This is a genomic window from Ruegeria arenilitoris (assembly GCF_013035315.1).
Lineage (GTDB): Bacteria > Pseudomonadota > Alphaproteobacteria > Rhodobacterales > Rhodobacteraceae > Ruegeria > Ruegeria arenilitoris_D.
Window position 1 is genome coordinate 1 of the sequence record NZ_WQHP01000023.1, and the last position, 1,201, is coordinate 1,201.

Annotated in this window: 1 protein-coding gene; it reads right to left on the bottom strand. The window is 58.7% G+C overall.

All coding sequences use genetic code 11. The annotated features are described in order from the left end of the window. Positions 1 to 25 precede the first annotated feature (25 nt). Positions 26 to 1,201: elongation factor Tu (tuf, locus tag GOV53_RS21170; protein ID WP_170337277.1), on the bottom strand; the 1,176-nt coding region annotated here is incomplete at its 5' end.

The following is a 1,201-nucleotide window of genomic DNA, read 5'->3' on the forward strand; positions in this document are numbered from 1 at the left end:
TTCTGTCGGTATTCGCGGGTGCGAATTACTCGATGATTTTCGACACAACGCCGGCGCCAACGGTGCGGCCGCCTTCGCGGATCGCGAAACGCAGACCGTCTTCCATCGCGATCGGTGCGATCAGCTCGACGGTGAAGCCGACGTTGTCGCCAGGCATAACCATCTCGGTGCCAGCCGCCAGGGTCACGGTGCCGGTCACGTCAGTTGTACGGAAGTAGAACTGCGGACGGTAGTTCGCGAAGAACGGGGTGTGACGACCGCCTTCTTCCTTGGTCAGGATGTAGGCTTCAGCTTCGAACTTGGTGTGCGGGGTAACCGAACCCGGCTTACACAGAACCTGGCCACGCTCAACGCCGTCACGGTCGATACCGCGTAGCAGCGCGCCGATGTTGTCGCCTGCTTCACCGCGGTCCAGCAGCTTGCGGAACATTTCAACACCGGTACAGGTGGTTTTCTGAGTGTCGCGGATGCCGACGATTTCAATCTCGTCGCCAACGTTGATCACGCCACGCTCAACACGACCGGTCACAACGGTACCACGGCCCGAGATCGAGAACACGTCTTCAACCGGCATCAGGAACGGCTTGTCGACTTCACGCTCAGGGGTGTCGATGTAGTCATCAACAGCCGCCATCAGTTCCTTGATCTTCTCTTCGCCGATTTCCGGGTTGTTGCCTTCCATAGCGGCCAGAGCCGAACCTGCGATGATCGGAACATCGTCGCCGGGGTAGTCGTAGCTGGACAGCAGTTCGCGAACTTCCATCTCAACCAGTTCCAGCAGCTCTTCGTCGTCAACCTGGTCAACTTTGTTCATGAACACGACCATCTTCGGGATGCCAACCTGGCGGCCCAGCAGGATGTGCTCGCGGGTCTGCGGCATCGGGCCGTCAGCTGCGTTCACAACCAGGATCGCGCCGTCCATCTGGGCAGCACCGGTGATCATGTTCTTGACGTAGTCAGCGTGGCCGGGGCAGTCGACGTGCGCGTAGTGGCGGTTGTCAGTCTCGTATTCCACGTGGGCGGTCGAGATGGTGATGCCGCGCGCTTTCTCTTCCGGCGCACCGTCAATCTGGTCATACGCTTTGAAGTCACCGAAATACTTGGTGATCGCTGCGGTCAGCGTCGTTTTACCATGGTCAACGTGGCCAATCGTGCCGATGTTGACGTGCGGTTTTGTACGCTCAAACTTTTCCTTTGCCAT